At 62.8% G+C, this 26,815-nt stretch carries 23 protein-coding genes and 1 tRNA gene; 7 read left to right on the top strand and 17 right to left on the bottom strand.

Annotation, left to right across the window (positions count from 1 at the left end):
• Positions 1 to 33: 33 nt before the first annotated feature.
• Positions 34 to 1,008 (top strand): tRNA (adenosine(37)-N6)-dimethylallyltransferase MiaA, encoded by a 975-nt coding sequence (miaA, locus tag SRU_RS07920; protein WP_011404248.1) that lies wholly within the window; start codon positions 34 to 36, stop codon positions 1,006 to 1,008.
• On the opposite strand, the gene SRU_RS07915 is transcribed toward miaA, so the two are convergent.
• The 6 genes from SRU_RS07915 to SRU_RS07890 all read right to left on the bottom strand — a co-directional run bounded on the left by SRU_RS07915 (position 978) and on the right by SRU_RS07890 (position 7,224).
• Positions 978 to 2,297, bottom strand: coding sequence for a hypothetical protein (locus SRU_RS07915; protein ID WP_164923585.1), 1,320 nt, complete (start codon positions 2,295 to 2,297; stop codon positions 978 to 980). The genes miaA and SRU_RS07915 overlap by 31 nt on opposite strands.
• 157 nt (positions 2,298 to 2,454) lie before the next feature.
• Positions 2,455 to 3,513 (bottom strand): aminopeptidase P family protein, encoded by a 1,059-nt coding sequence (locus SRU_RS07910; RefSeq protein ID WP_237701672.1) that lies wholly within the window; start codon positions 3,511 to 3,513, stop codon positions 2,455 to 2,457.
• Positions 3,514 to 3,572: 59 nt separating this feature from the next.
• Positions 3,573 to 5,099: an IMP dehydrogenase gene (guaB, locus tag SRU_RS07905; RefSeq protein WP_011404245.1), complete on the bottom strand. Its 1,527-nt coding sequence runs from the start codon at positions 5,097 to 5,099 to the stop codon at positions 3,573 to 3,575.
• A gap of 12 nt (positions 5,100 to 5,111) precedes the next feature.
• Positions 5,112 to 5,861, bottom strand: coding sequence for a pseudouridine synthase (locus tag SRU_RS07900; RefSeq protein WP_011404244.1), 750 nt, complete (start codon positions 5,859 to 5,861; stop codon positions 5,112 to 5,114).
• A 45-nt stretch (positions 5,862 to 5,906) separates the two neighbouring features.
• Entirely contained in the window at positions 5,907 to 6,653 is a 747-nt protein-coding gene (scpB, locus tag SRU_RS07895; protein WP_011404243.1) for an SMC-Scp complex subunit ScpB, read from the bottom strand.
• 58 nt (positions 6,654 to 6,711) lie between these two features.
• Complete coding sequence (locus tag SRU_RS07890; protein ID WP_164923583.1) at positions 6,712 to 7,224, bottom strand: BrxA/BrxB family bacilliredoxin; 513 nt, start codon at positions 7,222 to 7,224, stop codon at positions 6,712 to 6,714.
• Between the two features lie 310 nt (positions 7,225 to 7,534).
• Here SRU_RS07890 and SRU_RS07885 point away from each other — a divergent pair, with 310 nt between their 5' ends.
• The 3 genes from SRU_RS07885 to SRU_RS07875 all read left to right on the top strand — a co-directional run bounded on the left by SRU_RS07885 (position 7,535) and on the right by SRU_RS07875 (position 9,367).
• Entirely contained in the window at positions 7,535 to 7,876 is a 342-nt protein-coding gene (locus tag SRU_RS07885) for a hypothetical protein (RefSeq protein ID WP_237701671.1), read from the top strand.
• 73 nt (positions 7,877 to 7,949) lie between these two features.
• Positions 7,950 to 8,732, top strand: a complete 783-nt coding sequence (locus tag SRU_RS07880) for an HAD-IIA family hydrolase (protein ID WP_011404240.1) — start codon at positions 7,950 to 7,952, stop codon at positions 8,730 to 8,732.
• 458 nt (positions 8,733 to 9,190) lie between these two features.
• Positions 9,191 to 9,367 (top strand): hypothetical protein, encoded by a 177-nt coding sequence (locus SRU_RS07875; protein ID WP_162899650.1) that lies wholly within the window; start codon positions 9,191 to 9,193, stop codon positions 9,365 to 9,367.
• Positions 9,368 to 9,787: 420 nt separating this feature from the next.
• On the opposite strand, the gene SRU_RS07870 is transcribed toward SRU_RS07875, so the two are convergent.
• Positions 9,788 to 10,942, bottom strand: coding sequence for a hypothetical protein (locus tag SRU_RS07870; protein ID WP_011404239.1), 1,155 nt, complete (start codon positions 10,940 to 10,942; stop codon positions 9,788 to 9,790).
• Positions 10,943 to 11,647: 705 nt separating this feature from the next.
• Between SRU_RS07870 and SRU_RS07865 the strand changes: the two genes are divergently transcribed.
• The 3 genes from SRU_RS07865 to SRU_RS07855 are packed head-to-tail and all read left to right on the top strand — an operon-like array spanning position 11,648 to position 13,961.
• Positions 11,648 to 12,712, top strand: coding sequence for a hypothetical protein (locus SRU_RS07865; RefSeq protein ID WP_011404238.1), 1,065 nt, complete (start codon positions 11,648 to 11,650; stop codon positions 12,710 to 12,712).
• A gap of 45 nt (positions 12,713 to 12,757) precedes the next feature.
• The gene (locus SRU_RS07860; RefSeq protein ID WP_013061978.1) at positions 12,758 to 13,294 is read left to right on the top strand and encodes a hypothetical protein; all 537 of its coding nucleotides are present in this window, start codon (positions 12,758 to 12,760) and stop codon (positions 13,292 to 13,294) included.
• Positions 13,295 to 13,346: 52 nt separating this feature from the next.
• Positions 13,347 to 13,961 (top strand): hypothetical protein, encoded by a 615-nt coding sequence (locus SRU_RS07855; protein WP_118828896.1) that lies wholly within the window; start codon positions 13,347 to 13,349, stop codon positions 13,959 to 13,961.
• 472 nt (positions 13,962 to 14,433) lie between these two features.
• On the opposite strand, the gene SRU_RS07850 is transcribed toward SRU_RS07855, so the two are convergent.
• From SRU_RS07850 to SRU_RS07805, 10 genes are all read right to left on the bottom strand, one after another.
• Entirely contained in the window at positions 14,434 to 14,781 is a 348-nt protein-coding gene (locus tag SRU_RS07850) for a hypothetical protein (protein WP_013061975.1), read from the bottom strand.
• 299 nt (positions 14,782 to 15,080) lie between these two features.
• Positions 15,081 to 15,157, bottom strand: a tRNA-Lys gene (locus SRU_RS07845).
• A gap of 172 nt (positions 15,158 to 15,329) precedes the next feature.
• Positions 15,330 to 17,261, bottom strand: a complete 1,932-nt coding sequence (locus SRU_RS07840; RefSeq protein WP_011404234.1) for a DNA gyrase/topoisomerase IV subunit B — start codon at positions 17,259 to 17,261, stop codon at positions 15,330 to 15,332.
• A gap of 56 nt (positions 17,262 to 17,317) precedes the next feature.
• The gene (locus SRU_RS07835; RefSeq protein WP_011404233.1) at positions 17,318 to 19,651 is read right to left on the bottom strand and encodes a DNA gyrase/topoisomerase IV subunit A; all 2,334 of its coding nucleotides are present in this window, start codon (positions 19,649 to 19,651) and stop codon (positions 17,318 to 17,320) included.
• A gap of 332 nt (positions 19,652 to 19,983) precedes the next feature.
• On the bottom strand, positions 19,984 to 20,634 hold the full coding sequence (locus SRU_RS07830) for an AlbA family DNA-binding domain-containing protein (RefSeq protein ID WP_013061971.1): 651 nt from the start codon (positions 20,632 to 20,634) through the stop codon (positions 19,984 to 19,986).
• A 115-nt stretch (positions 20,635 to 20,749) separates the two neighbouring features.
• Positions 20,750 to 21,784, bottom strand: coding sequence for an NAD(P)H-dependent glycerol-3-phosphate dehydrogenase (locus SRU_RS07825; RefSeq protein WP_231847058.1), 1,035 nt, complete (start codon positions 21,782 to 21,784; stop codon positions 20,750 to 20,752).
• 125 nt (positions 21,785 to 21,909) lie between these two features.
• On the bottom strand, positions 21,910 to 22,599 hold the full coding sequence (gene plsY, locus SRU_RS07820) for a glycerol-3-phosphate 1-O-acyltransferase PlsY (RefSeq protein ID WP_011404230.1): 690 nt from the start codon (positions 22,597 to 22,599) through the stop codon (positions 21,910 to 21,912).
• A gap of 163 nt (positions 22,600 to 22,762) precedes the next feature.
• Positions 22,763 to 23,776: a phosphoribosylformylglycinamidine cyclo-ligase gene (purM, locus tag SRU_RS07815; RefSeq protein ID WP_011404229.1), complete on the bottom strand. Its 1,014-nt coding sequence runs from the start codon at positions 23,774 to 23,776 to the stop codon at positions 22,763 to 22,765.
• A 43-nt stretch (positions 23,777 to 23,819) separates the two neighbouring features.
• Positions 23,820 to 24,605: a phytoene/squalene synthase family protein gene (locus SRU_RS07810; RefSeq protein WP_237701670.1), complete on the bottom strand. Its 786-nt coding sequence runs from the start codon at positions 24,603 to 24,605 to the stop codon at positions 23,820 to 23,822.
• A gap of 136 nt (positions 24,606 to 24,741) precedes the next feature.
• Positions 24,742 to 26,718 (bottom strand): aconitate hydratase, encoded by a 1,977-nt coding sequence (locus tag SRU_RS07805; RefSeq protein WP_011404227.1) that lies wholly within the window; start codon positions 26,716 to 26,718, stop codon positions 24,742 to 24,744.
• Positions 26,719 to 26,815 lie beyond the last annotated feature (97 nt).

The raw sequence follows: 26,815 nt of genomic DNA, 5'->3' as shown, positions 1-26,815 counted from the left end.
CTTCCGTTGCCTATGGACCCGAACAACGACACCATGGAGCCTTTATCTGAGCCCGATGCGTCCGATCCCATCCTCACCATTACGGGCCCCACGGCGGTCGGCAAAACAGCGGTAAGCCTTGAGGCGGCCGAGCAGCTCAACGCCGAAATTGTCTCCGTCGACAGCCGACAGGTGTACGAGGAGCTGACGATCGGGACCGCGAAGCCATCCCCGAGCGAGCAGCGACGGGCTCCTCATCACTTCATCGGGGAGCGGTCCCTTCACGAGCCGTTCTCGGCCGGGGCGTACGCAAAGGCGGCCAACGACCGGATCCGAGCGGTCCTCGAGCGGGGACGCCGTCCGCTCGTCGTGGGGGGAGCGACACTGTACCTCCACGCCCTGCAGTACGGCCTGGCGGACATACCGGACGTGGACGATGAGGTGCGGGATGAGCTGAACCAACGGCTGGAGTCTGAGGGCCAGGACGCCCTCTACGAGGAGCTTCAGCAGGTGGACCCCAGGCAGGCCGCCGAAACCGACCCGACAAAGACCCAGAAGGTCATTCGGGCCCTTGAGGTGTACCACGGCACCGGAAAGCCCCTGTCCTACTACTACGAAAACCAACCGGAACCGCCATTTGACTACGTCACCGTGGTCCTCAACCGGGACCGAGAAAAGCTCTACGACCGCATCAACCAACGCGTCGACCGGATGCTCGACGCGGGCCTTCTAGACGAGGTTCGCGACGTCATGGACATCGACGGCGTGCAGCTGGACGAGCCGCCCCTCAGCACGATCGGCTATCGGGAACCGATCCAACACCTCAAGGGCGACATTGACTACGACGAAATGGTGCGACTCGTAAAGCGCAATACGCGCCGGTACGCCAAACGGCAGCTTACGTGGTTTCGGCGCTACGATGAGTACCACTGGCGGGCCGCTCCGGAGACCCGTGCAGAGGACCTAATCGAGGTGCTGAAGAACGCGTTAGACCCCACTCACTCCGCAGCGGAAGGCTCTGCTCGGTAGTCTCCCAGCACGTATCGTCGAAGGCCCGGGGCGTAGAGACGGAAGAGGGCAATTACCGTGGCCCCGCCCCACCCCGTCCAGATCCAGACCCAATACGGCCCGTCGACGTAGAAGAGATACGTCCCAATCGAGCAGAGGCCCAGCCACAACCAGGGCCATGACGGCCGCGGACCCGCGACCCCGAGCGCGATCACGGGCACCAAGTACCACGGGTGTACAGTTGTGCTAAGGACGAACAGCGTACCGATGAGCACGAGGCATGCGCGCCGAAACGACCACTTGTACCATGCATCCAGGCCGTACAGGACAGGAAGCGATGCCAGGAAAAGCCCCCGGAAGAGTGGACCGATCGTTTTGCTCCAGTCCGCTCCGGTCCAGACCCAAAGGACGTGCTTGACCGCGTAGTACGGGCCTGCGTTAAACTCAAACAGCTTGGCAAACAAATCGACCGATGCTTTGATGTGGGGCACAGCATACGGAGCCGCGTACGGAAGGCTGAGCCCCGCCACGAGCAGTGCCCCCGGCCACACGGCGCGCCATCCGAAGCGGCGAAGCAAGAATGGGCCCAGTGCGAACGGATAGATTTTGACGAGCCCCGCCCCGGCAATTGCCAACGACGCACAGGCCCCATATCGGCGTCGAACTGCCCAGACTGCAGTCAACAGCAAGAGTGCCAATAGGGCTTCCGTATGGCCCTGGCCGGCCGTCTCGATCAGCACCAGTGGATTCCACGCGTAGAGCAGAACGTTTCGGGTGCTTGTGAGGCGCGTGAGGACGACGACCCCGATACACTCAACCCCAACGAATAGCGTTTTGAGAACGTAGTACGACGTTGCCCAGTGTCCGTCGTAGGCCAGCCCCCCAAGGGCAAAGAAGAGCTGCGAGAGCGGGGGATAGATGCTATAGTACTCCTGTGAGTTGAGACTCTCGTAGAGCGATGTGTCCTGGTAAGACACAAGAGCGGAATCCGACGGGACAAATCGGTACGGGTTGATGCCCTCCCATTGAAGCCATCCGTCCCAGATGTACCGGTATAAATCGTCGGTCAGTCCTGGACCAACCGGCAAATACGCAATTCGAAGGAGCAGCGCGCCCCACAACACCGCCCGCACCGATAGAACATCACGACGCCAAAGGAGCAACAGGCCCGCGCCTCCCAGAAACGATGCCCCAACCAATACCGGCCACGTGGCCCGAAACGCAGCCCAGAGGGGCCCTGAGAGCAACACGATGCCGGTACAGACCAGAAGGGTCTGCGTGGAAAAACGGACCTGGCGACTGCCCGGCATGGTACTCGAAGCGAATCACAGAACAGGGGGAGAGGCCAACGCAATCAGTTAAGGAGACACTTGCCAGCAGATGTTACGGACCACGAGTTGCGTCGGCCGCAGTTCTCCATGTTTATTCAAAAATCGACAATGCAATAACAGAAGTAAAGTTGGCAGTTTATAAGACCATCAGCTCTTTCGGGCTGCGGGTCAGGTTCTCACACCCGTCTTCTCGGAGCACGATAATGTCTTCAATGCGAACCCCGTACTGCTTTTCTGGAAGGTACACCCCAGGCTCAATCGTTACACAGGCCCCCTCTGGCAGCTCGTCGTCGGCCGTGTGCGAGACCCGGGGCCATTCGTGCACCTGAAGCCCAAGCCCGTGACCCAGCCCGTGCGTGAAGTGCTCCGCCAGTCCAGCAGCCTCAAGCGACCCTCGGGCCACAGCATCCAACTCTCTCCCCGTCATGCCGGCCCGTGCGGCATCGAGCGCGGCGTGCTGGGCCTCCAGTACTGCTTCGTAGCCCCGCCGGGCCGTATCTTCGGGCTCGCCCAGCGCCACCGTCCTCGTCATATCGGACGCGTACCCGTCCCGAAAGCACCCCATGTCGATCACGATCATATCCCCGGCGTGCAGGGACCGATCTGTGGGACGGGCGTGGGGACGCGCGCCATTGGGGCCTGAGGCAACGATGGGGTCGAACGCCATCGACTCGGCCCCCTTCTTCAAGTGACGATACACAATTTCCGCCCCGATTTCCCGCTCCGTCATGCCCGGCTCGATGAGGTCGGTAATCTCGCGGAACACGTTTTCGGTAATCGACTGGGCCCTGCGAATCCGAGAGACCTCATCTTCGGTTTTGGATCCGGCAAGCTGGGTTAGCAGGCCGGTCTTCGGAATCCACTCTACCTCCCCGTGCTCGTCCACAAGAGCATCGCGGCGAGCGACGCTGACGTGGTCGGCCTGAAACGCCACTCGCGAGAACGACTCCAAGAGACCCACCTCCTTCACGCACGCCGAGAGTCCATCTCGGGCAATGTGGACGTCCGCCCCGTCTACTTCCGACCGGGCTTGGTCCGTGTAGCGCCCATCGGTGACGAAGGACGCCGAGTCGGGACCGACAATCAGGAGTCCACTGGATCCTGTAAAGCCACAGGCCCACCGGATCTTCGGCATCGAAGTGAGAAAAATGGCGTCGGCCTCGAGGTCGTTCAGGCGACCTCGAACACGGGACATGCGATCTGACATACGACAAGAAATCCGGGAAGCGACCAGCGACATGACCGAGGGTTCGCCTAGTCGCTGCGCTTGGACGGCCCCGAGTAGTAGTTCGGGGATTCCTTTGTAATCTCAACGTCGTGGGGGTGGCTTTCTCGGAGGCCCGCGGCGGTGGTGCGAACGAACTGGGCCGACTCGTAGAGGTCCCGAACCTCCTCGCTGCCGCAGTACCCCATCGCGGCCTGGAGCCCGCCCTTCATCTGGTGGATCACCTCGCTCAGGGTGCCACTATACGGCACACGTCCTTCAACCCCCTCCGGCACCAGTTTGCGAAGCTCGTCCTCCGCGTCCTGGAAGTACCGGTCCTTGCTTCCGTCCTGCATGGCCTCGACCGAGCCCATGCCCCGGTAGCTTTTGTACTTTCGCCCCTCGTAGATGATCGTCTCGCCGGGGCTTTCTTCGACGCTTGCGAAGAGGCTTCCGATCATGACCGCACTGGCACCGGCCGCCAGTGCCTTGGGGATGTCGCCGGTCTGTTTGATGCCGCCGTCGGCAATGACGGGGACGCCGTCGGGGCGGGCCTCCTCGGCACACTCCATGATGGCGGTCAACTGCGGGACCCCAACCCCGGCCACCACGCGTGTCGTGCAGATCGACCCGGGACCGATCCCGACCTTTATGCAGTCCACCCCAGCATCGATCAGCGCGCGGGCCCCGTCGGCCGTGCCTACATTCCCGGCTACAATTTCGACCTCGCTCTCAAATCGAGCGGCGACCTGCCGGACCGTTTCCAGTACGCCCTCGGCGTGGCCGTGAGCCGTATCGACGACCACGAAATCGACCCCCACTTCGACCAGGGCCGCCACCCGATCCATGACGTCGGGCGTCACGCCCACAGCCGCCCCGACACGGAGCCGCCCGTGTTCGTCCTTGCAGGCATTGGGGTGCTTGCGGCGCTTGCGTATGTCTTTGAAGGTGATAAGGCCCTTCAGGTAGCCCTCCTCGTCCACGACGGGAAGCTTTTCCACCTTATGCGCCTGCAGGATCTCGATGGCCTCGTCCAGGGTCGTGCCCACCGGCACTGTCACCAGATCGTCGGCGGTCATCATCTCCCGAATGGGCGTGTCGCCATCAAGCTCAAACCGGACGTCCCGGTTCGTCACGATCCCTACGAGCTTGTCCGACTCGTCCACCACCGGAATGCCCCCGATGGAGTAGTGCGCCATCATGTTTCGGGCATCGGCCACCGTGTCGTGGGGCGAAATCGTGATCGGGTCGAGAATCATCCCGTTCTCCGACCGCTTCACGCGTCGCACCTCGGCGGCCTGGTCTTCAATCGACATGCTTTTGTGGAGCACCCCGGCGCCCCCCTGGCGAGCCAGCGCAATGGCCATGTCCGCCTCCGTGACCGTATCCATGGCCGCGGACAGGACCGGAACGTTGAGCTTGATGTTTTGGGTCAACCAAGCGGAGGTATCCGTCTCGCGGGGCATCACCTCGGAATGGCCCGGCACGAGAAGAACATCATCGTAGGTCAGGCCTTCCGTCTTGATTTTGTCGTTGGCTGCGGTGTCGGGGGTGCCGTTCGTAACCGGTTGGGACATCGGTAGAAGGGATTATTGAAGATCAACACGTTGATAGAGCTCGCGAACTTCCTCCGGTTCTAGCCGGCGCCACTCGCCACGCTGGAGGCGGCCGGTGGTGAGCGTGGCGTACTTGGCCCGCTCCAGCTGCACGATGGTGTGCCCGAGCGCCTCCATCATGCGACGGATTTGCCGGTTGCGGCCCTCGTGCAGCTCGAGCGCAATGTCGGTTTTGCGTTGCGGGTCGAGGTACGCGACCTGATCGGCCGCCGCCGCCCCGTCGGACAGCTCCACGCCCCGCTTCAGCTGGTCGAGCTGATGGGGCTTGACGTCGTCCTGCACCCGGACGTAGTAGATCTTGGGAATCTCGTATCGGGGATGCATGAGGCGATGGGCGAGGTCCCCATCATTGCTGACCAGAAGCACCCCGGTCGTATTTCGATCGAGACGCCCCACCGGAAAGAGGCCGGACGGGTTGTCCTCCGGAACGCCGATCGCGTCAAGAACCGTTCGGCGGTCCTTCGGGTCGTCGGTGGTACTTATCGTGTCCTTCGGCTTGTTGAGAAGGAGATACTCAAATTCGAGCGGGTACACCTCCTCCCCGTCCACCGTCACGGTCTGTCCCTCCCGCACACAGGTGCCGTGCTGGTCCACCCGCTCCCCATCAATGTGCACCCGTCCCTGCTCCACCAGATCGTCCGCATCCCGACGCGAGCAGACCCCCGCGTGCGCAATGTATTTGTTGATCCGCATGCCTTCTCGGTCGGAGGACTCGGTGGCCATAGGGAACAGGCTGATTCGTACGGGGTGAAGGGACGGGCGTCGCGTCTACTCGGTCGGGCGTTGGTTTGGGGAGTCGCCATTTGGGGAATCGCCAGTTTCGGCGTCCAGCATGTCGACTGAAATGCCCTCCTCCCGATCGAGTTGGAGGAGTTTGGCCCGCTCGTCGTCGAAGGCCGGGTCGTCGAGCAGGTCTTCCACCTCTCGTAGGGTCGGCAGGTCGTCCAGGGCGTCCAGGCCGAACTGCTCGAGAAAGCGGTCGGTGGTGCCGTAGAGCAGGGGGCGCCCGACTGACTCCGCCCGGCCCTCGACGCTCGCCAGGTCCATCTCCAGCAGCTTCCGAATCGCGTAGTCCGAGTTGACGCCGCGCACAAAGTCGACCTCCGGCCGGGTGACCGGCTGACGGTAGGCAATCACCGCCAGGGTTTCCATCAAGGAACGCGAGAGGGTGGTCTCCTGCTCCTCGACGTAGAAGGTCTTGGCGTAGGGCGAGAGAGGCGCCCGGGTGACCATCCGATATCCACCCGCCCAGGATTTCACCTCAAAGGCCCGATCGTGCTCCTCGTACGTGGTGTTGAGCCGGTCGAGGGCCGCGGCGACGTCGTCCTCGGACGGCTCAGAGCGCCCCGTCACGTCGCCCACGATCGTCGCGATGCGGGAGGCCGACACGGGCTCATCGGCGGCGAACAGGATCGCCTCCGCGGCCTCCACGAGCGTATGATCGTTCGCCTTGGCCGGGCGGTCGGGGCTGTGCGCCGGGGCCTCCGGTGATTCTGGAGACGCATCGTCGGGCATAAGCTACGGCAAGTCGACCAGACAGAATGCGTTCTCGGTTCTCCCCAACCCGTATTTCCTACGTGATGGACTGAAAGGTAGACGGAAGTCCTTCTCCCGAACTTGAGGGGTCGGGACGCGAGGGGGCATCGGCAGGGGGCTCCTCATCGCCACAGTACGCCTCAAATGCCTCCACGAGATCCCGAGCGATCACGTCGGCATTCCGCCCCTCAATGTGCTTCCGTTCCACCACGTACACGGGCTGGCCGTCTCGGAAGAGGGCGAAGAAGGGCGAAGAAGGCGGGATGCCGGCAAGATACTCTCGGGTCCGCTCCGTGGCCTCGAGGTCCTGCCCGGCGAACACCGTGAGGTAACGGTCCGGATGGTGATCGGTCGCGTCTTTCGCCTTGGCTACGGCCGGGCGTGCATTGCCCGCGGCGCAGCCGCAAACCGAGTTGATCACGAGCAGCATCGTTTCGTCTTCCGCCTGATCGAAGGCGGCATCGACCTCGTCGGGCGTACGCAATTCCTCGACACCGAGCTGGGTCAATTCCTTGCGCATCGGCTCAACCATCTGCTTGGGGTACGGCATGGGGGAGCACTCATTCCTTGAAGAAGACACACGAGGCCTCCAGCGGTGGCCTGGAGGATATAGTGCTAACGTGCTACGACGAGTCCAGCTGGTTGATCCCTCCAGCCTCCTATACCAGCAGGCTTGACCCTGACTTAGTAGGCCAGCGGGACGACACAAAATGGAGCGCCCACGCGCACCCCGGCCTCGCCCTCCACACGACGCCCTTCACACCTGGACGTGCCCCCCACGCGTATCGCTAGGATATCTTCCCCGGTGATCCCGTAAGAGATCCCTGATGCCATTGCAGTTTCATTCACGCAGCCTCCCGATGACGTTGATCATCACGCACGCCCTTCCAGAAACCGGCTCCGGGTTCCACAAGCAGACGCTGTACCACGTCCCGGAAGAAACCGCCCGCCAGATCGCGAACGACTTTGAGTCGTTCGCGAACGCGTCGACCCCGGAAGCCGCCGAGGAGGCCGTCCCCTGCACAACCTACGAGTACGCTCTAAGCGACTCCTCGTCTGAGACCGCCGACCGAACAGACGGCGACGCTCAGGACCAACAGGCACGGGGCGCGGCGAACGACGCGCCCCCTCAACCCGAAGGCTTTGTTGCGGTCGACTTTCGATCGGTCGTCGCGGTTCAGGGATATGACGACCTCTCGTAACGGCCACCCCAGCGTGGGTTGATCGGTACGCCCTGCGCGACATCATGACTTCTCCCCTCACAGTTCCGATAGTATGGCAGACGAGCAGGACGCAACACACGCATGGCTTCTCGACATGGACGGCGTACTGGTACATGAGGAGGTCGTCCTCCCCGGGGCCCAAGAGTTTATCGAACGCCTTCGGGAAAAAGAGCTGCCCTTTCTCGTGCTCACCAACAATTCCATCTATACCCGGCGCGACCTATCGGCCCGGCTCGCCCGCGCCGGACTGGACGTCCCGGAGGCGAAGATCTGGACCTCGGCCGTGGCCACCGCGCAGTTTCTTTCCAACCAGGCCCCCGAGGCATCGGCGTACGCCGTCGGGGAGGCTGGGCTTACCACGGCGCTTCACGAGGTGGGCTACACGCTCACGGACGCCGACCCCGACTTCGTGGTCCTGGGCGAGACCCGTACGTATTCGTTCCAACACATCACGGCGGCCGTCCGGCTCATCGAACAAGGGGCCCGTTTTATCGCCACGAACCCGGATGTCACGGGCCCGTCGCCGGACGGGCCGCTCCCGGCCACCGGCTCCGTGGCGGCCCTCATCCGCGAGGCCACCGGCCAGAAGCCATACTTCGTTGGCAAACCCAACCCGATCATGATCCGGAGTGCGTTGAACCAAATCGAGGCGCACTCGGCAACCACGGCCATGGCGGGCGACCGCATGGACACGGACGTCATGGCCGGCATGGAGGCCGGCCTGACCACCCATCTTGTGCTGTCCGGCTCGACGCGGCGAGAGGAGATTTCGGACTTCGCCTACCGCCCGAACAATGTGGTCGAGTCGATATCAGAGCTAATTGAACGCGTGTGATCAACGGGACCGTAGCGGTCGGTGTGCGGCGCAGAGTGCGTGGCACAGGAGGAGCAGGCTGACATTCAGCTGTACTGGGCGCTCCTCGCTTCGTCTAGGCAGCGGCGATGGTACGCGAGATCTGAGCTGAAATTTACGGTTTACTTGCAATAACAGAAAATGGCGGGCAGATCCCGCACGGCATGATTGGGCAACCAAACGGGCAATTCCCGTTGACGACCACACAACGCCGATCCCGAACTACATTTCCTCCGGCGGCGCTTTGTCATCCTGAGCTGGCACCGGCTGTCGTGCCGCCACTCAGGGAGGTGGACCCTCACGTGAAATCCCCTCGCAGGAAGCGTTTACATGACTCTAGGGTCACAACTCGCCTCCGGATGCACCAATTGGTTGGGTCCGTGAAGGCACGGCATCCGCGATTCCTCCCCGCTATTTTGCCACGCATACGAACCACCGAAATGAAAGCGACTGACAAGAACGCCGCCATCGAGTCATCCCGATCCGCACGATCAGCCGCTCAAGAGAGCATCCAGCGCGCGCTCGATCAGGGCGCGGAGCAGGGCCAGATTCATCGCCTTCACCAGTGGGCTACGATGCTAAACGAACTCTACCACGAGGACGAACGGGATACGTGAGGCCGGGTCGGGACCGCACACAGCACCCAGTGCGAACAGCCTCGATTGATCAATCCGACAGCCCCCCCCTTACTGTACTTTCTCCGCCTCGCCTCTCGGACTCGAAACAAGAGTTAGGTTGATTCTGGCTCATTCCACGTCGGCGGACGGTGAGGTTGTACACCGTGATTGATCCTTCTGCAGACAGAAGAGGCCGTCACATTGGACGACGGTTCGAAGAATTAGAGCCTGACGGCATCGGAGCAGACAGACCAGAAAACTGCGTCTCGGGATTCCTCACGTCCTGTACCAGACGGGAATGGAGTTTCCGAAAGCCGATTGCGGTTCCTTTGTGACCGAGTAGAATTGGAGTCACGGGAATCACCGGGCGGTCGCAGGAATGTTGCGGCTCAGAATGGCGGCGGCTCGTCAACCAACTACTCAATTTTGGGCCCCGCCTCTCCCCTGGCCTGCGGGCGCCTCCCCCGGTCCCACAGCCCCCTGACTTCGATTGGTCATGCGCACCGCATCTCCAGCGGGGGAATCAATGAGCTCCTTCAAAGCACCGATTCCGAACTCTTCCCGTAGCCGACGCATCTGATCCGAGTTGTACTGGATGCTGGCGGTTCCTCTCATGTCGAGGGACCCACCATCATAGAAGGCCACGCTTCCACTGATGTTGGGCGTTCCCTTGCTGGCCTTGAAGCTCCCTTCCCCGGTCACGAAGACCATCCCCTTCCACTCGGAGTTCCCCGTCATGGTAAGGGCCCCCCCGTCCACGTAAATGATTCCCATTCCTCCCGAATTCCCAGACAGTCTGCAGTCGCCCTCTACGTTCACGACCGCGAGGCTTTCAGAACTCCCTACCGGGCCTCCGCCGGGCCCCTTTCGCTTCCCTTTCCGTCCCCTTCCCTTGCCGCCCCCGCAGAGGTCACTCTCTTTGTGGGTCGCTTCGTTTTGAACAAGATCTGAGAGCTCTGCGTCCAGCGGCTTGAGGTCGATGCCTGGATCATGAACGACATCACAGTCTCCTCCGATGCCCTGAACGTCCGACCCTGAGCGTCCGCAAAACTCATTTCTCATCGTTGCCCTGTCCCTGGACTCAGACAGGCTTACTCCATTTCGATCCTGCTTCCCGGCCGCATCGTTTCCGGAGATAACCGGCCCCTTTCCCCCACCTGAAAGGTTGACCGACGCGAGGGACCCGTCGAACGTGAGGGCACTGAACGACCCATTGGGTTCTAGCGTCGCTTCTCCGCTAATGGCGTACTGCGGGCACTCCGCACAACTGCACCCATCTCCCCCGTATCGGCCGACTGCACGGACCTGAACGGTGTCTCCCAACAGCGGACTCGTGGTGAGTTCAAAGGTTCCCCCCTCAAGCTGCTCGCACTGATTCAGGCTGACGTTAAGCTGTCGCTTCACCTCGCTCACCCCCGACGCGTACGCCGATCGTGCCATCTGGCGGGCGATGATGAGTTTCTGCCGTTCCGCCAGTTCACTTCTCGCATCAACCTGGGCACTCTGGAACTGGCCGGCATACATGCTCAGTGCTGCCGAGACGCTGAGCGTAATCAGTAGAATATACTTTCCCATGATCCTTCAGGGGATCTGACAAGGAGTTAGGCGTTGTAACAGGGCAATTCATATGCCAGCTACGAAGTCTTAGCCGTGCGGGAACTACATGTTACCTACATGACCCATTCCCCACGGAGTCGGTGACAGGTCGCTAAGCAAAATTTGGAGTCCTCCACGTGAGCGCAGCATTCGCACTTGGGCATGAGCAAGGCATTCTACCACCGAGCCGCAGCAGGGGGCATCGCTGCGACTCCGCTTTTTATTCTTTTTAACTAAGTAGCGGTGCGATGCGCACGGACGATGATTGTCACCGCACTCTGTCGGTCTTCGACTGATTTGTCCGATCGAGTGTCAAATTCCTGTACCTGCTTGTCAGCTTGTGCGCACCTCTGTGTACAAAGCAAAACAGCTCGGACTGCAGCGTCTTTAGCGAAAGATTCCAGCAGTCCGACGAGCCGACAAATGCTGACGGGAAGTCTCGCGACAGGCCCATGATCCCTGGTCAAAATGTACGTGCCCGGTAAAAATTATCAGACCGCTTCCCCACACACCCGGCCACAAGATCGCATTTTGGGCGGCACTTTTTTTGTGCCATCTTGAGTCACGTTGTTATTGCAGTAATTCGGTTTTCTCTTTCTATTGTATTGGTCATTCCAAATGAGAGATCAGATGAGTTCTTCGGTGTTTACGGGGTAGACCCCCTTCATCAAAAAATTCAGTCCCATGGGAAAGTACATAATCCTAATCGTATTTGCCGCGGCGGCCGGCCTCGCTGCATTGGGGGCCGAATCGAACAGCTCCGCCCAAGACTCCAGCGCCGAGCGGAGCGAACGGCAGGGCGTCGTCCTGGCCCGCCAGATTGCTCGCTCGGTGTTTAACGACGGCGTCAGTGAGGTACAGCGCACGTTCGACACGGTCGGGGACAAGGTAGAGGAGGGCACCCACGAACAGGGAACCTACCGGCTGCAACTTGACGCCGCCTCTGTTGCGGGCGGGAAGACCGTGGACCTCACCGCCGAGGGTACGTATGGGGAGCACACGTACCAAATTCAGGCGACCGTGCGCAAAGACACGACCGTCAGTTCGGTGCTCAACGCCGTGACTGCGAGCACCCCCGTGAACTTCTCCGTGCAAGGGGGAGGCTGCAGTGGAGGCCCGTGCGTATCGGGGCTCGACGCGGGGGGACGAACCAATCGGCACGGCATCACGCTGCCACACGGCGAGGATGCCGAAGCCGTCTGTGACGAGTTCCACGGGGGAGGCTACGACAGCAACACGGCCACCAACGTTGAGGGTACCAGTGGAGGGTGCGATGTCCAGGTCCGAACGTCGGCCCACGATGACTGGGTCGAGAACCAGATGGACCAGATGAGCCAGACCATCCAGGACGCCATTGCGGACGGAAACCCCGACGTGACCGAGTGTACTGGCTGCGATCTAAAGAACTTCAGTGATTCGCAAAACGACGGCATCCTCTACGTCACCAATGGGGAGTTCACGGTGAGCGGGGACCGACAGTGGAACGGACTTGTGTTTGTGGCCAACGGAGGGACAATCCGATTTAACGGAGGCGGAGACTCGCGCAATATCAACGGCGGGCTGGTGCTGCAGGATTGGGCCACGTACGAGCAGAAAAATAAAGACGACGAGTTCAGCATGAATGGCGGAAATGCCGTCCAATTCAATTCCGACCAACTGCTGAAGTACATCGATACCCTCCCCTCCATCGAATCCACGACGACTGTAGTCACCGATCGGACCAGCCGGCTGCTTCAGAAAGGGGAATAAGCCACACGATCGTTCTCTCTTTTGACTCGACGCTACTAGGCCATTATGCAACAGACGCTCCTTGCGCTTCTGGCGCTGTTGGTGTCCATGTTCTTGTCCTTTGGCCAGATGCAGTCGAGCCTCCGGTTTCAAGACCAGTCTGTTCGGGGGGAAATCGAGCAGATGGCCCTGGGCGTTGGAATGCAGACAATCGAGGTGGTGCGGGCCCGGGCATTCGACAGTGCGGTCATAGGAACCGGTGAGGACGTTGTTCTCGATCCCTCTTCCTTCTCGGACATTCCCACTGGCTTGAGCAAGGACTGCCGGCTCCATCCAAGCCAGGACAACGGAACCGTCCAGGATTGTCAGGCGATCGGAGAGTTTAACGAGACGACCGGGACGGTGCCCTTTCCCCTGGCGGACGATTCGCTAAAGTTTGAGGTGGAGGTGGAGGTACAGTACGTGTGCGCAGATCTTCAGCCATGCAGTGGGCCGACCGGTCGGAAAAAGGTCAGTGTATTCGTACAAGACGTGGCTCCGAGCGGCCAATCCGCAGCGCTTCCTGAGCCCATCCGGTACTCAGAGGTGCTTGCCTACCCGTAAAGGGAGACTGACACCTCACTCTCACCGCATCTACGGAAAATAGCGTGTTGCCATGGCGTTTCTCTACGACAACTTAACGGCAGTCGTGGTCGGGACGACAGTGCTACTCATCCTGGCAAGTCTTCAACTGCGAGCCATGGAGCTTAGTACAGCAGCCTCTGGCCAGGAAGCGGCCCTCACCCAGTCGGAGGAGATTGCGACCTGGATGGAGGAGGATCTGGAGAGCATGGGGCGTCACATCATGACGACCGACACCGTGTTCGGGGGACTGTCGCGGACAAAAAACGAGGCGTCCCCGACGGACTCGGTCTTAACGGGCCTCTCGTTCCAGTACAAAGAGAATGCCGGCGGCGCCGTCCAGACCGTTCAGTACGACGTGTCGGCGGTGAAAACTGACAGGGTTGAAGGGAAAGACCGCACCTTGTATCAACTGTCACGGACCAAGGGCGGGGCAAGCGCCGGTCGAACCCCGGAAATGCTCGGCTACATTGACGTTCAATTTCTGGATCGGACGGCCGCGGCCATTTCCGCCCCCCGGGCTAACACAGATCAAATCGAAGCGCTCCGGGTTCATTTTTCGGTCATCTCCCCCTACAGGAACAGCAAAAGCGGCGTCAAGGAGGTCCACCGCATGGTAGCGTTCCCCTACACCCCTGCTCAAAACTAGAGCTCGGTATTGGCGAAGCAAAATGCGGTGGATTAGAGAGGGGTTTTGGGAAATGACGCCCGAATCACGCACCCACACTTCTCCGCTCTCTAGTAGCGCAGGGAGGTTGGTAGCGCAGGAAGGATCTGCATGACAGGACCTCAGGCACCAATTTCCCAGTCGGCACAAGCCCTTCTAGCACGCCCGGTGAGCAATCCGTTCAGCGTCCACAGGGCGGACAGTACTGTGACCGCTAACACATGCTCATGGAATCACCCGCCGGTCAGGGACGGAGGCAAAACACATCACCGCACCCTTGCAGTGCACCCGAGGATCGTCGGACACGATCTGCTTCTGAACGCAGAGAAATCGTGTAGGGGCTCCATCGTCTCTCGTGAAGAGAAACGGGGTGGTCGACTTCTCGACATCGACCATGGGGATGCAGGGAATCTCCTCCTGAGGGGGATGCTACCCGATTCTCAGAGACACCAGTCTACTCGATGTTCACGTCGGCCCCGACCCGCTCCGCGAGGGCCTCGAACTGCTCCTTGGTAACGGCGATGAACACCCGATCCACGCCCGTCAGGTCGTGCTCGTCGGACTTGATTCGGTTCGTGCTGCCCCCAGGTGCATCGGTCCCTCTGTTGCCGTTGACCGAGATGAACGTCTCGACGGGGTCGGAGCCATCCACGGCTTCGACGATGGCGTCGCGGGAGGTCTCCAGCGCCCCGGCGAAGGTGGTCGCCATCCCGGTGTAGAACCCTCCGTATTCGCGGAGGGACTTGTCCTTACTGCTGCTGAATTTTTCGTCGGTGTGCGCTCGTGCAGACCTGTTTCGCATGTGGCTTGGGGATTGTGACAAGAACGCTGTATCTATCTCACGGGCCCGAGACGAAATTGGTCTCGTGGGCCCGTAACATTGATGGACAGAGTCGCGGCCCAGGCGTTATCAACGGGGGCTTTTCATCGTGGACCACGGACCACTCTGGCCTCGGCCTGTCCCGCGAAGGCGCGTGCCGTCGATGGATCGACGATGCCCTCCGGCAGGTCTTCACCGCCAGCAGTCAACACGAAAACCGCCTCGGGGCCTTCCGAGACGGCGACGACGCCATGCTGGGACCGATTCGATCTTCGCGCGAGTGGTAGGCCCGGGGGGATTCGAACCCCCAGCTCACGGATTAAGAGTCCGTTGCTCTACCAGGTTGAGCTACGAGCCTATCGGGAATTTCCGATGCGTGGATACTTCGTGCCACGCGGAAAGTTCGGCGGATCGTCCCGTGCAGGGGCGCCACACGCAACTTTCCACTGGGCTTCACAGCATCGCGCCGTCCGCGCGGGAGCGGCCAACCAGTCCGCCCTGCGCCCGCCCCACAGCGGGCCTCGGGGGCGCTACACGTCCAGCTCGTCCGCCTCGGCCGCGTGCTGCATGATGAACTTGAACCGGGCCGAGCTGTCGCGCCCCATCAATTCGGTGATCGTCTGCTCCGTCACCATCCGCTCGGTGTCGGGAATGCTGACTTCAAGCAGGCGACGCCCCTCGGGCGAAAGGGTCGTTTCGTTTAGCGTATCGGGCATCATCTCCCCCAATCCCTTGAACCGCTGGATGTCGACGTTGGGGTTGCGCCCGTCGCTCCGAATCTCGTCCAGAATCTGCTCCTTATCGGGCTCGTCGAGCGCCCAGTGGGTCTCCTTGCCCGCCTCGATGCGGTAGAGCGGCGGCTGGGCAATGTGCACAAATCCGCCCTCAATGAGCGGCCGCATGTACCGGTAGAAAAACGTAAGCAGGAGCGTGGCGATGTGGTGCCCGTCCGAGTCCGCATCCATCAGGAGAATGACCTTTCGGTAGCGGAGGTCGGATAGGTCAAGCGCATCGCCGATGCCACAGCCCAGCGCCTGCACGATGTTCGACAGCTCCTTGTTGTTCTGGACCCGATCGAGGGTGGCCTGCTCGGCGTTCAGCACCTTCCCGCGAAGGGGCAGAACCGCCTGTGTCTCCCGGTCCCGGGCCTGCTTGGCCGAGCCCCCGGCCGAGTCCCCCTCCACGATGAAAAGCTCGCACTCGCTCGGGGTGCTCGACGAGCAGTCCGCCAGCTTGCCGGGCAGCTGCAGGCGCGACTTTGAGCCCGAACGGCCACTGCTTCCGCCGGACGCGGAGCGGCGGGCCCGGCGGGCCTTCGCCGCCTGCACGACCCGGGACGCGATGGCCTCCCCCGTCGACGAGTGGTCGTTCAGGTACTGCTCCAGCTCGGTGCGGAGCGCCCCCGAGACCTGGGACCGGACCGAAGGGTTGTTGAGCTTGTCCTTCGTCTGCCCCTGAAACTGGGGGTCCACGTGAAACAGGTTCACGATGCCCACGAGGCCCTCTCGGGTGTCGTCGCCCTTAATCTCCAAGCGGTGGGGCACCAGGTCGTGCGTGTCCATGAACGACCGGATCACGGCCCGGATGCCGCTCTTGAGGCCCTGCTCGTGGGTCCCGCCGTCCTCCGTCGGGATGCCGTTGACGAACGTATGGAGCTGCTCCTTCGGCGCGTCGGTCCACTGAAGGGCAATCTCCAGGCGCCCGTCCCCGTCCAGGTCGTCGTCCTCCATCATGAAGACATCGTCGTGGATCGGGCTCACCTGAAGGTCCTCCACCAGGTAGTCCAGGTATTCCTGAATGCCCCCTTCGTGGTGCAGCTCGTACCGCTCGTTGCTCGTCTCGTCCCGGAAGATAATTTTTAGGTCCCGGTTCAGGTACGTCTTCACGTCCAGGTGCTCCCGGATCCAGGACGGGTCGAACTCGACGGACTCGAAGATGTCCGGATCGGGCCGAAAGTAAATGTCCGTCCCGGTCCCCCGCGCACTCTCCTTCGTGGTATCCAGGCCCGTCACCGGGGTGCCCTGCCGGAAGCGCTGCTGGTACTCCTGCCCATCGCGCTTGACGGTCGCGACGAGCTCCTCCGAGAGGGCGTTCACGACCGACACGCCCACCCCGTGGAGGCCGCCGGACGTGATGTAGTTGCTGCCGTCAAACTTGCCCCCGGAGTGAAGGGTCGTAAGAATCAGCTGGACCGTCGGGACGCCCTTTTCGGGGTGATCGTCCACTGGGATTCCACGCCCGTTGTCGGACACCGAGATGCTCTCTCCGTCCTCGTGCAGGACAACCTCGATCCGCGAGGCATACCCGTTCGTGGCCTCGTCGACGGCGTTGTCCACCACCTCCCAGAGAATGTGGTGCAGGCCAGGCCGCCCCGTCCCCCCGATGTACATGCCCGGCCGCTTGCGGACCGGTTCGAGGCCTTCGAGGACGTCAATGTCTTCGCCGGTGTACGTTGTGGGCATACTTCAGAAATCGTCGTTCTGCGTAAGTGGATGTCTCGCGATCGTAGGTCCTCCGACTACGCGGCTTCGTGCAGGGGCACTTCCACAGGCTCCGGGAAGACCTCCGCGAAGTAGCCCCGCTTGATCACGAGGGTGCCCTTCGCCCCCCGGTTCGTCGCGTCGAACTTCGTCGTGCGCACGATCTCTTCCCGTCCGTTGTTCGTCTCGACCGTGAGCCCGTCGCGGGCCCGAGTGCTTAGGGCAAAGTCGAGCACGCGGTCGTTGTCCTCAAGCCGGATGGCGCGCACGCCTTTGGCGGGCCCCTTATACACCGATACCTGATGCACGGGGAAGACCAACGCCCGCCCGTCGTGGGAGGCAAGGCAGATGTTTTCGTCGCCCCGGGCGAGGTGGACGCGTGCCACCTCGTCCCCGTCCTCCAGTCGCATGTACTTACGGCCCGTGCTGATCGAGGGCTCCAGGTAGCCGTCCAGGGTGAAGCGGGTGGCCTGCCCGCCCTTGCTGATGGCGACGACGTACGGCTGGTCCGGCGCGTCGGGATCGTCCGGGTCGAAGAGCTCGCCCTGCTCACTCGGCTCGGCCGGCACCGGGTCCGGAAGGGCGCGGTCGTCGAAGCTGACGACACCGACCACGTGCTCTCCGTCGTCGAACGAGAACAGCTTTTGCACCGGATCGCCGTACCCGGTCGTGCTGGGGATTTCCGTGATGCGGGTGGTGTAGCAGGTGCCGTAGTTCGTAAAAAAGCCGACGGTGGCGCGGGTCGACCCGGCCAGGGCCCACCCCACCTCGTCTCCGTCGCGCGTCCGGATGGCGTCGAGGTCCGAATACGTTCCCTGCCGCTTCACCCAACCGTCCCGCGTGACAATGACGTGGACGTCCTCGTCGACGATGTAATCCTCTTCGGTGTACTCCATGTCCGCCCCCGGCCCGACGAGCGTACTGCGGCGCTCGTCCGTGTACTCGTCGCGGATGTCCTGAAGCTCGTCCTTGACAATGCCCCAGCGCGCGTCCTCGTCGTCGAGCAGGCGACGGATTCCCTCCGCCCGGGCCCGCTTCTCCCCGAGTTCGTCCCGGATCGCCTCAATCTCCATCTGCGAGAGCTTGTAGAGCTGCGTCTCCAGAATCGCGTCGGTCTGCTCTTCGTCGAGCTGGAAGCGGTGCATGAGCCGCTGGGCGGCGTCGGCTTTGTTCTTCGAGGCCCGGATGATCTCGATGGCCTCGTCGAGGGCGTCGAAGATCGTCTCGAAGCCCTCTAAGATGTGAATCCGCGCCTCCAGCTCCGCCAGCTCGTTCTGCAGACGCCGGGTCACGACGTCCAGTCGGAAGTCGAGGAAGTACCGGAGAATGGTACGGAGATCCACCTGCTTCGGGGCCTTCACGTCCGTGCTCTCGGTCGGCACGAGGCAGGTGAGGTTGACGTGGAATCGTTTCTGGAGCTTCGTGTGCTTGAACAGGTAGGCCATCGCCGCCTCCGTGTCGGAGCCCCGCTTCAGCTCCAACACGATGCGCACGTCGTCGGTCGACTCGTCGCGCACGTTCGACAGCTGCGGGACGTTCTCTTCGGCGATGTGGTCGGCAATCTCCTCGACGATTTTGCTCTTGTCCACGCCGTAGGGCACCGACTCGATGATGGCACGGGTCTTCCCCTTCGTCCGGTACGCCCCGCGCATCTCGATCGTCCCGGAGCCCGTTTCGTAGATCTCCGCAAGTTCGTCCTGCGTGTTTAGGATGCGCCCCCCGGTCGGAAAGTCCGGGCCCTGAATGTGATCGCGGACGAGGGTCGAGGTGTCTACCTCGGGCTCTTCAATCATGTGGAGGGCCGCGTCGACCACCTCGCCGAGATTGTGCGGCGGGATGTTTGTCGCCATGCCGACGGCAATGCCGCTCGCCCCGTTCACCAGGAGATTGGGGACGCGGGCAGGGAGCACGACCGGCTCTTCCAGCGAGCCGTCAAAGTTGTCGCGGTAGTCGACCGTCTCGTCGCGGAGCCCCTCCAGCATCTCCATGGCCAGGGGCTGCAGCTTGGCCTCCGTGTAGCGCATCGCCGCCGCGCTGTCACCGTCGAGCGACCCGAAGTTGCCGTGTCCGTCGACCAGCGGCGCCCGCAACGAAAACGACTGCGCCATGCGCACCATGGCGTCGTAGATGGCCTTGTCGCCGTGGGGGTGGTACTTTCCCATCGTCTCCCCCACGACCGTCGCGCTCTTGCGGTGCCGCTTGGACGGGTACAGGTTCAGGCTGTCAAACATCGCAAAGAGGATGCGACGCTGCACCGGCTTCAGGCCGTCGCGGATGTCCGGAAGGGCCCGGCTGGTAATGACGGACAGGGCATAGTTCAGGTACCGCTCGCGGGCGGTCTCGTGAAGCGGGATCGTTTCGGTAACAGGCATCAGCGGCGTTCAATAACGGATGTTGACGGCGCACACATAGTTTACTCACACGTTTTCGGAGTTACAACTGTCACTGACTGGCGTTTCGGAAGATTTGACCGTTTTCCATTGGGCCGCCGCGGCTCACGCCCATCCCTGCGCGGGCGACGAGCACCTGGGCAGGCCTTCGCTTCCCCGATCGCTTTTTCAACCGACACGTGCTGAGGCGAACCAAGAGGGTCTTCTAGACGCGTGCAAAAATTATTATTTTATCTTGCAATAACAGAAACTAACACATGAGATCCGGCGGCGGGGCTTCATGTGCAGTGGCGCAAGGTCGGTTGCCGTCCCGATCAGTAGTTTAACGTAAAGTAATCGCCGTCCTCATCGGGATGGAGGTGCAGCAGGTCGGCCTCCGTAAGACGCAACAGCGTCTGGGACGCCCGCTCCGGCGGAATGTCGGCCAGCTGAGCCAGCTGTGAGACGGAGATGCGACCGTAGTCGTCCAGGTAGCGCATGAGCAACGACTCCGTCTCCCCGAATTCGAAGGTCACACCTGCATGGTCCTCCTGGTTGCGCAGCTCCTGGATGGTCTCGGGGCTGGCCTCAACGCTACTGGCCTCGACCCGAACGTACGTCTGGCCCTCGTCGTCGCGGGCCTCCTCGTCGGGCACGACGACGTGGGGCTTGGTGCTGCTCTCGGGGATCGTTACCACGAGCACGTCGCAGCGGGGCTCCACCACAATGCGCTCCGTTTGATACTCCACAACGGGCCGGGAGTGGGCGTTTACGGCCTGACGAAGGAGAAACTCTTGTTCGGACGTGTGCTCGACCCCCATGATGGTTCCGTCGTCGTTGACGCCGAGCACGATGCGCCCGCCGTTGGTGTTTGCCAGCGCAACCGCCTCCTTCGCGATGCGCTCGGGCCGGGGCGCCCGGCGCTTGAACTCCACACTGATTCCCTCCCCCAGGTCGACGAGCTGTTCTAGTTCTCGACGCGTCATACCGGTCGTGCAAGCGAACAATGAGTAGGTACAGCCGGGCCGGGGAGACAAAACCAATCAGCAGCCCTCGGCGACGGGGCGAATGGGAGACAGCAACCGAAGACGCGCCCGGGCATTAGGAAACGTTCCGGAGGCCCTGCGGCAGCCAGTGCTCCCGCTTGGCCGAGCGCGTCATAAGCTCGTCAACCATGTCTTCGGGGCGCCGGTTCTCGAACAGGACACGGTGCACCGCCTCCGTGACGGGCATCTCGATGTCATGGTGGCGCGCTAGGTCTTGAACCGACTGGGTCGTCCGAACGCCCTCCGCAACCATATCCATTTCCGACTCGATCTCTTCGAGCGTCATGCCGTTCCCAATCTGCTCCCCCAGGTATCGGTTGCGGCTGTGCGGACTCATGCAGGTCACGAGCAGGTCGCCGATGCCCGCGAGGCCGGCGAACGTTCGGGGCTTGGCGCCCATCGCGATCCCGAGGCGCCGAATCTCGGCAAGGCCACGGGTAACGAGGGCCGCCTTGGCGTTGTCTCCGTACCCCACGCCGTCCCCAATTCCCGCCGCAATCGCGAGGACATTCTTCGCGGAGCCCCCAATCTCCACGCCGACCACATCGGTGTTCACGTAGACACGGAGCCGCTCGGTCATGAAGGCGTCTTGGACCCACTCGGCCCGCGGCTCGGTGGGGGCGGCCGCGACCAGTGTGGTCGGCTGATTTTCGGCGACCTCCTCCGCGTGACTGGGCCCGTAAAGCACCCCGATCTGTTGCGCCTCCATCCCTCCCAGCTCATCGGCCAGCACCTGCGACATCGTCTGCAGGGTCTCGTTTTCGATTCCTTTCGCCAGCGACACCACGGTCGTCCCCGGGCGGGTGAGCGGCGCGATGCGGGTCGCCACGCTACGCAGGTTCTGCGAGGGCACCGCCACGGCCCAGAGGGACGAGGCCCCCGCAGCGGCCTCAAGGTCCGATGTCACGTGCACGGAGGGCGGGATCTCGATGTCCGAGAGGTACGTGGGGTTGCGGTGCGTTGTCCGCATCCGCTCGACCGCCTCGTCGCGGCGGGCCCAGAGGGTTACGTCGCGCCCCGCGGCGGCCAGGTGGACGGCAAGGGCCGTTCCCCAGCTTCCGGCTCCGAAGAGCGTAATCGATGTCGACATGAGAAATCGTCTGGATGCAAAGAATCGGGCGCCGGGCCGACGGCCCTCAGCCGCCGGGGGCGTCCCCCAGGCAGGGGCCCCACACGTGCGGCAGATCGTTCGCCAGGAAGGCCCCAGCATCTCCGTCAGAGTTCGCCACGCCCCAGCATGCCCTGGGCCGGCTCGAAGGAGCTAATCTGGCTTTCGGTGCCGTTTAGGAGGCGCTGAATGTTAGACCGGTGCGCCACCACGATAGACAGCGCGAGGAGCCCCCCGAAGACGAGCAGGCTCGGGTCGAGATCGGCCCCGAATCCGAAGCGGCGCAGGGCGACGATGGTGGGGAACGCCACGGCGGCGGTAATGGAAGACAGGGACACATACCGGGAGGACAGCAACACCGCCACGAAAACCGCGAGCGTGATCGCCATGGTGAGGGGCGTGAGTGCAAAGAGCATCCCGGCGGCGGTGTTTACGCCCTTTCCTCCCTCAAACCGCGCAAAAATCGGATACATGTGACCGATCACCGCCCCCACTCCAGCAAGAAGCCCCAGGACCACGAACGGGTCCCCCCCAAACAGTGAGAGGCCGGACGGAATGGGATCGATGCGAATCACCGACGCCACGACGCCCGCCGCGAGAAAGCCCTTCCCAAAATCAACGACCGTCGCCAGCGCGCCCGCCTGCCACCCCACGACCCGAAAGGCATTGGTGGCCCCACAGTTGTGACTTCCGTGATTGCGGATGTCGACCCCATGCAGGGCCTTGCTCGACCACAGCGCGCCGGGAATGGACCCGAGGAAATAGCTGATGAGCAGTATGACGGTCAGCGACCACATGTCGACACCCCAGCAGCGGTGAGTGAATTGAGAGCACGGCGCGAAGGCAAGACGAGGACACGTGAACGCGCCTTCAGAATTTGGTGCCTATCGTACCTCTTATTTGACGTCAAATGTTCCGGGGAGCCCTGCGCAGCCCCCGCCGTTCCCCCCTTCAAAACAGCTAGTGGGACGCCCCTGCGGCCTCGATCCGCCCCATCCGGATCGGGGATTCGCCAACAGCCTCCAGCTGGTCGACCGCCCGGGCGGCCTCCTCCGCCCGCACCACGGCCACCATCCCGATGCCGAGGTTAAAGGTCTGCCGCATGTCCTCTTCCGGCACGTCCCCCCGCTCCTGGATCAACGAGAAGATCGGCGGGCGGTCCCAAGCGTCGTAATCGACCGCCGCCGTACACCCCTCCGGCACCACCCGGCCGAGGTTGTTCGGAAGCCCCCCGCCGGTGATGTGGGCGAGCCCTCGGGCAAGATCGGCCTCTACGAGCGTTCGAATCGGGCGCAGGTACGACCGGTGAACCCGAAGCAGCGCCTCCCCCACCGATGCGCCCCCCAGTTCGGAGGGGCAATCGTCCACAGTGTACGCGTCGAAAAGGACGCTCCGGGCGAGGGTGTAGCCGTTGGTGTGGATGCCAGTCGAGGGCAGCCCGAGGAGCACGTCCCCGGGACGGACTTCGTCTCCCGTCACGATCGTGCCCTTGTCCACGAGCCCGACGACCGTGCCCACCAGGTCGAAATCGCCCTCCCCGTACACGTCCGGCATTTCTGCAATCTCGCCCCCGACCAGCGCACAGTCGTTGTCGTCGCAGGCGGTCGCGAAGCCCTCTACGACGGCCTCCGCCGTGTCGGGCTCAAGGGTGCCCACCCCGTAATAGTCGAGAAAGTACAGGGGCCGCGCCCCACACACGGCCACATCGGTTACGCAGTGGTTCACCAGGTCCTGCCCCACCGTGTCGTAGCGCTCGGCGCGGGACGCCACCTTCAACTTGGTGCCCACCCCATCGATGGACGACACGAGCACCGGCTCGTCCATGCCCTCCAGGTCCGGCTCGAAGAACGACCCGAAGGCCCCGATGTCGGCGAGTACGCCGGGCGTAAAGGTTTCCTGCACGTTCGACCGGATGCGGTCGACCGTTTCCTCCCCGGCTTCAACGTCAACGCCGGCTTCCTTGTAGGTTGTCATAATTGTACGCGCTGCAATTTAAAAGGACCGCGGGTGATCGGGCCTACCGGCGACCGAAGAGCATGAGCAAGTACACCTCCAGCCGGCGGAGTCGCGACAGTTCGATGGGGGCCGCCCAGAGGTCGTAGTCGCGCCGATCGAGTTCGTTTAGCAAGGCGAGGGCCCCGTGCCAGTACCGAAGCAGGGCGTAGCGCTTTCGGAGTCCAAGGTCGTCGGCCAGCGATCGGCCTCGCTGCAGGGCGTCGCGCGCCCGAACGCTCTGCTTCCAGAGCAGGCGGCGGGCCCCTTCTGTGGCCGGGCCCGTTCGAAGCTGCTTCGCCGAAACCTCGTACTGGCGAAGCTCGTCCAGCGGCACGAAGAGACGGCCCCGCGCCAGATCGGCAGGCAGCCGGAGCAGGTGCGCCAGGTGGAAGAAGCCGCGAGCCAGCTCGTCGACCCAGCCGATCTGAACGGAATTGGTCAGGCCCGCCAGGTGTGCGAGGAGACGGGCGTGGGGCACGGCCCAGAGCCGAACGAAGGTTTCCAACTGATCGGCATCTTCGAAGCGGGTTTCCCCCACGAATAGCCGTGCCGCTTCGACCTGCGTCCCGAGCCAGTCCAGGGTCAGGCCGTGGGTCTCGCACGCCTCGTAGGCGGCAGACGCAGTCTCTTCGGGCATCCCCCGGAGCGGTCGGCCCGACTCGGCCCGTGCCCGCTCCTCGTCGAAATACGCCGTCACGTCTTCGCCCTTCGGCACCGCCGGGCTCTTGAGGGCCGAGTGCCAGTGCCAGAGCGCCTGTGCCGCAGGGCGGCGGCGCCGGGACCAGTCGTCGTAAAACGGGCGGGGCAAGTCCGTTTTATGCTCGTCACCCATTCAAAACCAGAAAGCCCGTCAGATTAAAGTGCGCGATCGGAGCCCCCCAAATACGGAACGGGGAAGCCACTGCGGGCTCCCCCGTCCGTCTCACGGCTAAGTCAAAACGACGTTACGCCTCCACGCCGGCAAACTCTTTCTTCACCACGCTAATCTGGCTGCCCTCGAGCACCATCTTGAGCTCTCGGTCCGACAGGTCGTGCTCCACGACGTAGGTCTCGTCCTTGTCTGCGTTCGTGAGCTCCACGTCCGTTCCGGACTGCACCTGTTCGCGCAGGTTGCGGAACTGCAGGGTGTCGCCCTGGTCGATGCTGTCGTAGGACTCGTCGTCCTTGAACAGGAGCGGCAGGATGCCGAAGTTCGCCAGGTTTTGCCGGTGAATCCGGGCGTAACTCTTGGCGATCTTGACGCGGGTGCCGAGCCACCGCGGCGCGATGGCGGCGTGCTCCCGGCTCGATCCCTGCCCGTAGTTCGTGCCGCCGACGACGGCGAAGCCGTTGTCCTGATGCTCCATGGCGCGGTCGAAGAAGCTCTCGTCGACCTGCTCGAAGACGAACTCCGAGATCTTCGGGATGTTGGAGCGGTAGGGCAGAATGCGCGAGCCGGCCGGCATGATCTCGTCGGTGGAGATGTCGTCGCCCACCTTCAGGAGGACCGGCAGGTCGAACGAATTCTGGAGCGGCTCAAACTCAGGGAGCGAGACGACGTTCGGGCCCTTCTCAAGGTCGACGTTCTTCGCCTCCTCTGCGCTGAGCGGCTCCACGAGTTGGTCGGTGTTGACGCTGATCTGATCCGGCGTCTCCGCGTTCGGGTACTCCATGTCGTAGAGGTCCGCCAAGTCGCGCGGGTCGGTGATCTCGCCGGTGAGTGCCGAGGCGGCGGCCGTCTCGGGGCTAACGAGGTATACCGCGTCTTCCTTCGTGCCGGAGCGGCCCGGGAAGTTGCGGGGCACCGTGCGCACCGAAATCTGGCCGGTGGCGGGCGCCTGGCCCATGCCGATGCAGCCGTTGCAGCCGGCCTGGTGGATGCGAGCGCCGGCGCGGGTGAGCATCTGGAGGTGCCCGGAGTTCATCAGGTTCTCCAGGATCTGCCGCGAGGTCGGGTTCACGTCGAACGAGACGCGGTCGTGCACCTGGCGGCCGTCCACAATCTCGGCGGCGCTGGCGAAGTCGCGGAAGCCGGGGTTGGCCGAGGAGCCGACGTAGCTCTGGTAAATCTCCTGGCCCTCAACCTCCCGCACCGGCACGACGTTGCCCGGGCTGCTGGGCTTCGCGATCTTCGGCTCCAGCTCCGAAAGGTTGATCTCTTCGTACTCGTCGTAGTCGGCGTCCTCGTCGGCCTTGATCTCCTCAAAGACCTCTTCGCGGCCCTGACGGCGGAGGAACGCCCGCACTTCGTCGTCGCTCGGGAAGACGGTGCTGGTAGCGCCCAGCTCCGTGCCCATGTTGGCAATGACGTGGCGGTCCATGCAGCTGAGGCTGTCGAGGCCCGGGCCGTAGTACTCAATGATCTGGCCCACGCCCCCATCCACGTCGTGGCGCTCCAGCATGGTGAGGATGACGTCCTTCGCGCTCACCCAGTCGGGCAGCTCCCCGGTGAGCTTGACGCCCCACACCTCCGGCATATTAATCGTGTACGGCTTGCCGGCCATCGCCATGGCGACGTCGAGACCGCCGGCCCCGATGGCGAGCATGCCGATGGCGCCCGCAGCCGGCGAGTGGCTGTCGGACCCAATCAGCGTCTTGCCCGGCTCCCCGAACCGCTCCTGATGCACCGGGTGGCTCACGCCGTTCCCCGGCCGGCTGTACCACGCGCCAAACTTCTTGCAGGCGCTGCGCAGAAAGAGGTGGTCGTCCGGGTTCTTGAAGTCGGACTGAATCAGGTTGTGATCAACGTACTGCGCCGAGAGCTCAGTCTGGACGCGGGGAATGCCCATCGCCTCAAACTCCAGCATCACCATCGTACCGGTGGCGTCCTGGGTGAGGGTCTGGTCCATTTCGAGGTCGATCTCCTTCCCCACCTCCACGTCCTCGAAGCGTCCATCGGCGAGATGGCTGTCAATGAGTTTCTCTGCAACGTTTTTACCCATAAGTCTGAAAGTAGTGGTCAAGCAAAGTAGTCACGGATCAACGGGTCGACCCCTTCTTGTGCCCGAAGGTAATGCTTCCCTCCCAAAGTTCGTACCT

It is taken from the genome of Salinibacter ruber DSM 13855 (assembly GCF_000013045.1).
In the GTDB taxonomy this organism is placed as follows: domain Bacteria; phylum Bacteroidota; class Rhodothermia; order Rhodothermales; family Salinibacteraceae; genus Salinibacter; species Salinibacter ruber.
Note: the sequence above shows the minus strand (reverse complement) of the source record. Positions and strands in the feature narration are given on the sequence as shown.

Excerpts from the sequence above, each read along its gene's own strand:
- miaA (WP_011404248.1), top strand. The coding sequence starts at position 34 with ATGGAGCCTTTATCTGAGCCCGATGCGTCCGATCCCATCCTCACCATT.
- SRU_RS07915 (WP_164923585.1), bottom strand. The coding sequence starts at position 2,297 with ATGCCGGGCAGTCGCCAGGTCCGTTTTTCCACGCAGACCCTTCTGGTC.
- SRU_RS07910 (WP_237701672.1), bottom strand. The coding sequence starts at position 3,513 with ATGTCCCGTGTTCGAGGTCGCCTGAACGACCTCGAGGCCGACGCCATT.
- guaB (WP_011404245.1), bottom strand. The coding sequence starts at position 5,099 with ATGTCCCAACCGGTTACGAACGGCACCCCCGACACCGCAGCCAACGAC.
- SRU_RS07900 (WP_011404244.1), bottom strand. The coding sequence starts at position 5,861 with ATGGCCACCGAGTCCTCCGACCGAGAAGGCATGCGGATCAACAAATAC.
- scpB (WP_011404243.1), bottom strand. The coding sequence starts at position 6,653 with ATGCCCGACGATGCGTCTCCAGAATCACCGGAGGCCCCGGCGCACAGC.
- SRU_RS07890 (WP_164923583.1), bottom strand. The coding sequence starts at position 7,224 with ATGCCGTACCCCAAGCAGATGGTTGAGCCGATGCGCAAGGAATTGACC.
- SRU_RS07885 (WP_237701671.1), top strand. The coding sequence starts at position 7,535 with ATGACGTTGATCATCACGCACGCCCTTCCAGAAACCGGCTCCGGGTTC.
- SRU_RS07880 (WP_011404240.1), top strand. The coding sequence starts at position 7,950 with ATGGCAGACGAGCAGGACGCAACACACGCATGGCTTCTCGACATGGAC.
- SRU_RS07875 (WP_162899650.1), top strand. The coding sequence starts at position 9,191 with ATGAAAGCGACTGACAAGAACGCCGCCATCGAGTCATCCCGATCCGCA.
- SRU_RS07870 (WP_011404239.1), bottom strand. The coding sequence starts at position 10,942 with ATGGGAAAGTATATTCTACTGATTACGCTCAGCGTCTCGGCAGCACTG.
- SRU_RS07865 (WP_011404238.1), top strand. The coding sequence starts at position 11,648 with ATGGGAAAGTACATAATCCTAATCGTATTTGCCGCGGCGGCCGGCCTC.
- SRU_RS07860 (WP_013061978.1), top strand. The coding sequence starts at position 12,758 with ATGCAACAGACGCTCCTTGCGCTTCTGGCGCTGTTGGTGTCCATGTTC.
- SRU_RS07855 (WP_118828896.1), top strand. The coding sequence starts at position 13,347 with ATGGCGTTTCTCTACGACAACTTAACGGCAGTCGTGGTCGGGACGACA.
- SRU_RS07850 (WP_013061975.1), bottom strand. The coding sequence starts at position 14,781 with ATGCGAAACAGGTCTGCACGAGCGCACACCGACGAAAAATTCAGCAGC.
- SRU_RS07840 (WP_011404234.1), bottom strand. The coding sequence starts at position 17,261 with ATGCCCACAACGTACACCGGCGAAGACATTGACGTCCTCGAAGGCCTC.
- SRU_RS07835 (WP_011404233.1), bottom strand. The coding sequence starts at position 19,651 with ATGCCTGTTACCGAAACGATCCCGCTTCACGAGACCGCCCGCGAGCGG.
- SRU_RS07830 (WP_013061971.1), bottom strand. The coding sequence starts at position 20,634 with ATGACGCGTCGAGAACTAGAACAGCTCGTCGACCTGGGGGAGGGAATC.
- SRU_RS07825 (WP_231847058.1), bottom strand. The coding sequence starts at position 21,784 with ATGTCGACATCGATTACGCTCTTCGGAGCCGGAAGCTGGGGAACGGCC.
- plsY (WP_011404230.1), bottom strand. The coding sequence starts at position 22,599 with ATGTGGTCGCTGACCGTCATACTGCTCATCAGCTATTTCCTCGGGTCC.
- purM (WP_011404229.1), bottom strand. The coding sequence starts at position 23,776 with ATGACAACCTACAAGGAAGCCGGCGTTGACGTTGAAGCCGGGGAGGAA.
- SRU_RS07805 (WP_011404227.1), bottom strand. The coding sequence starts at position 26,718 with ATGGGTAAAAACGTTGCAGAGAAACTCATTGACAGCCATCTCGCCGAT.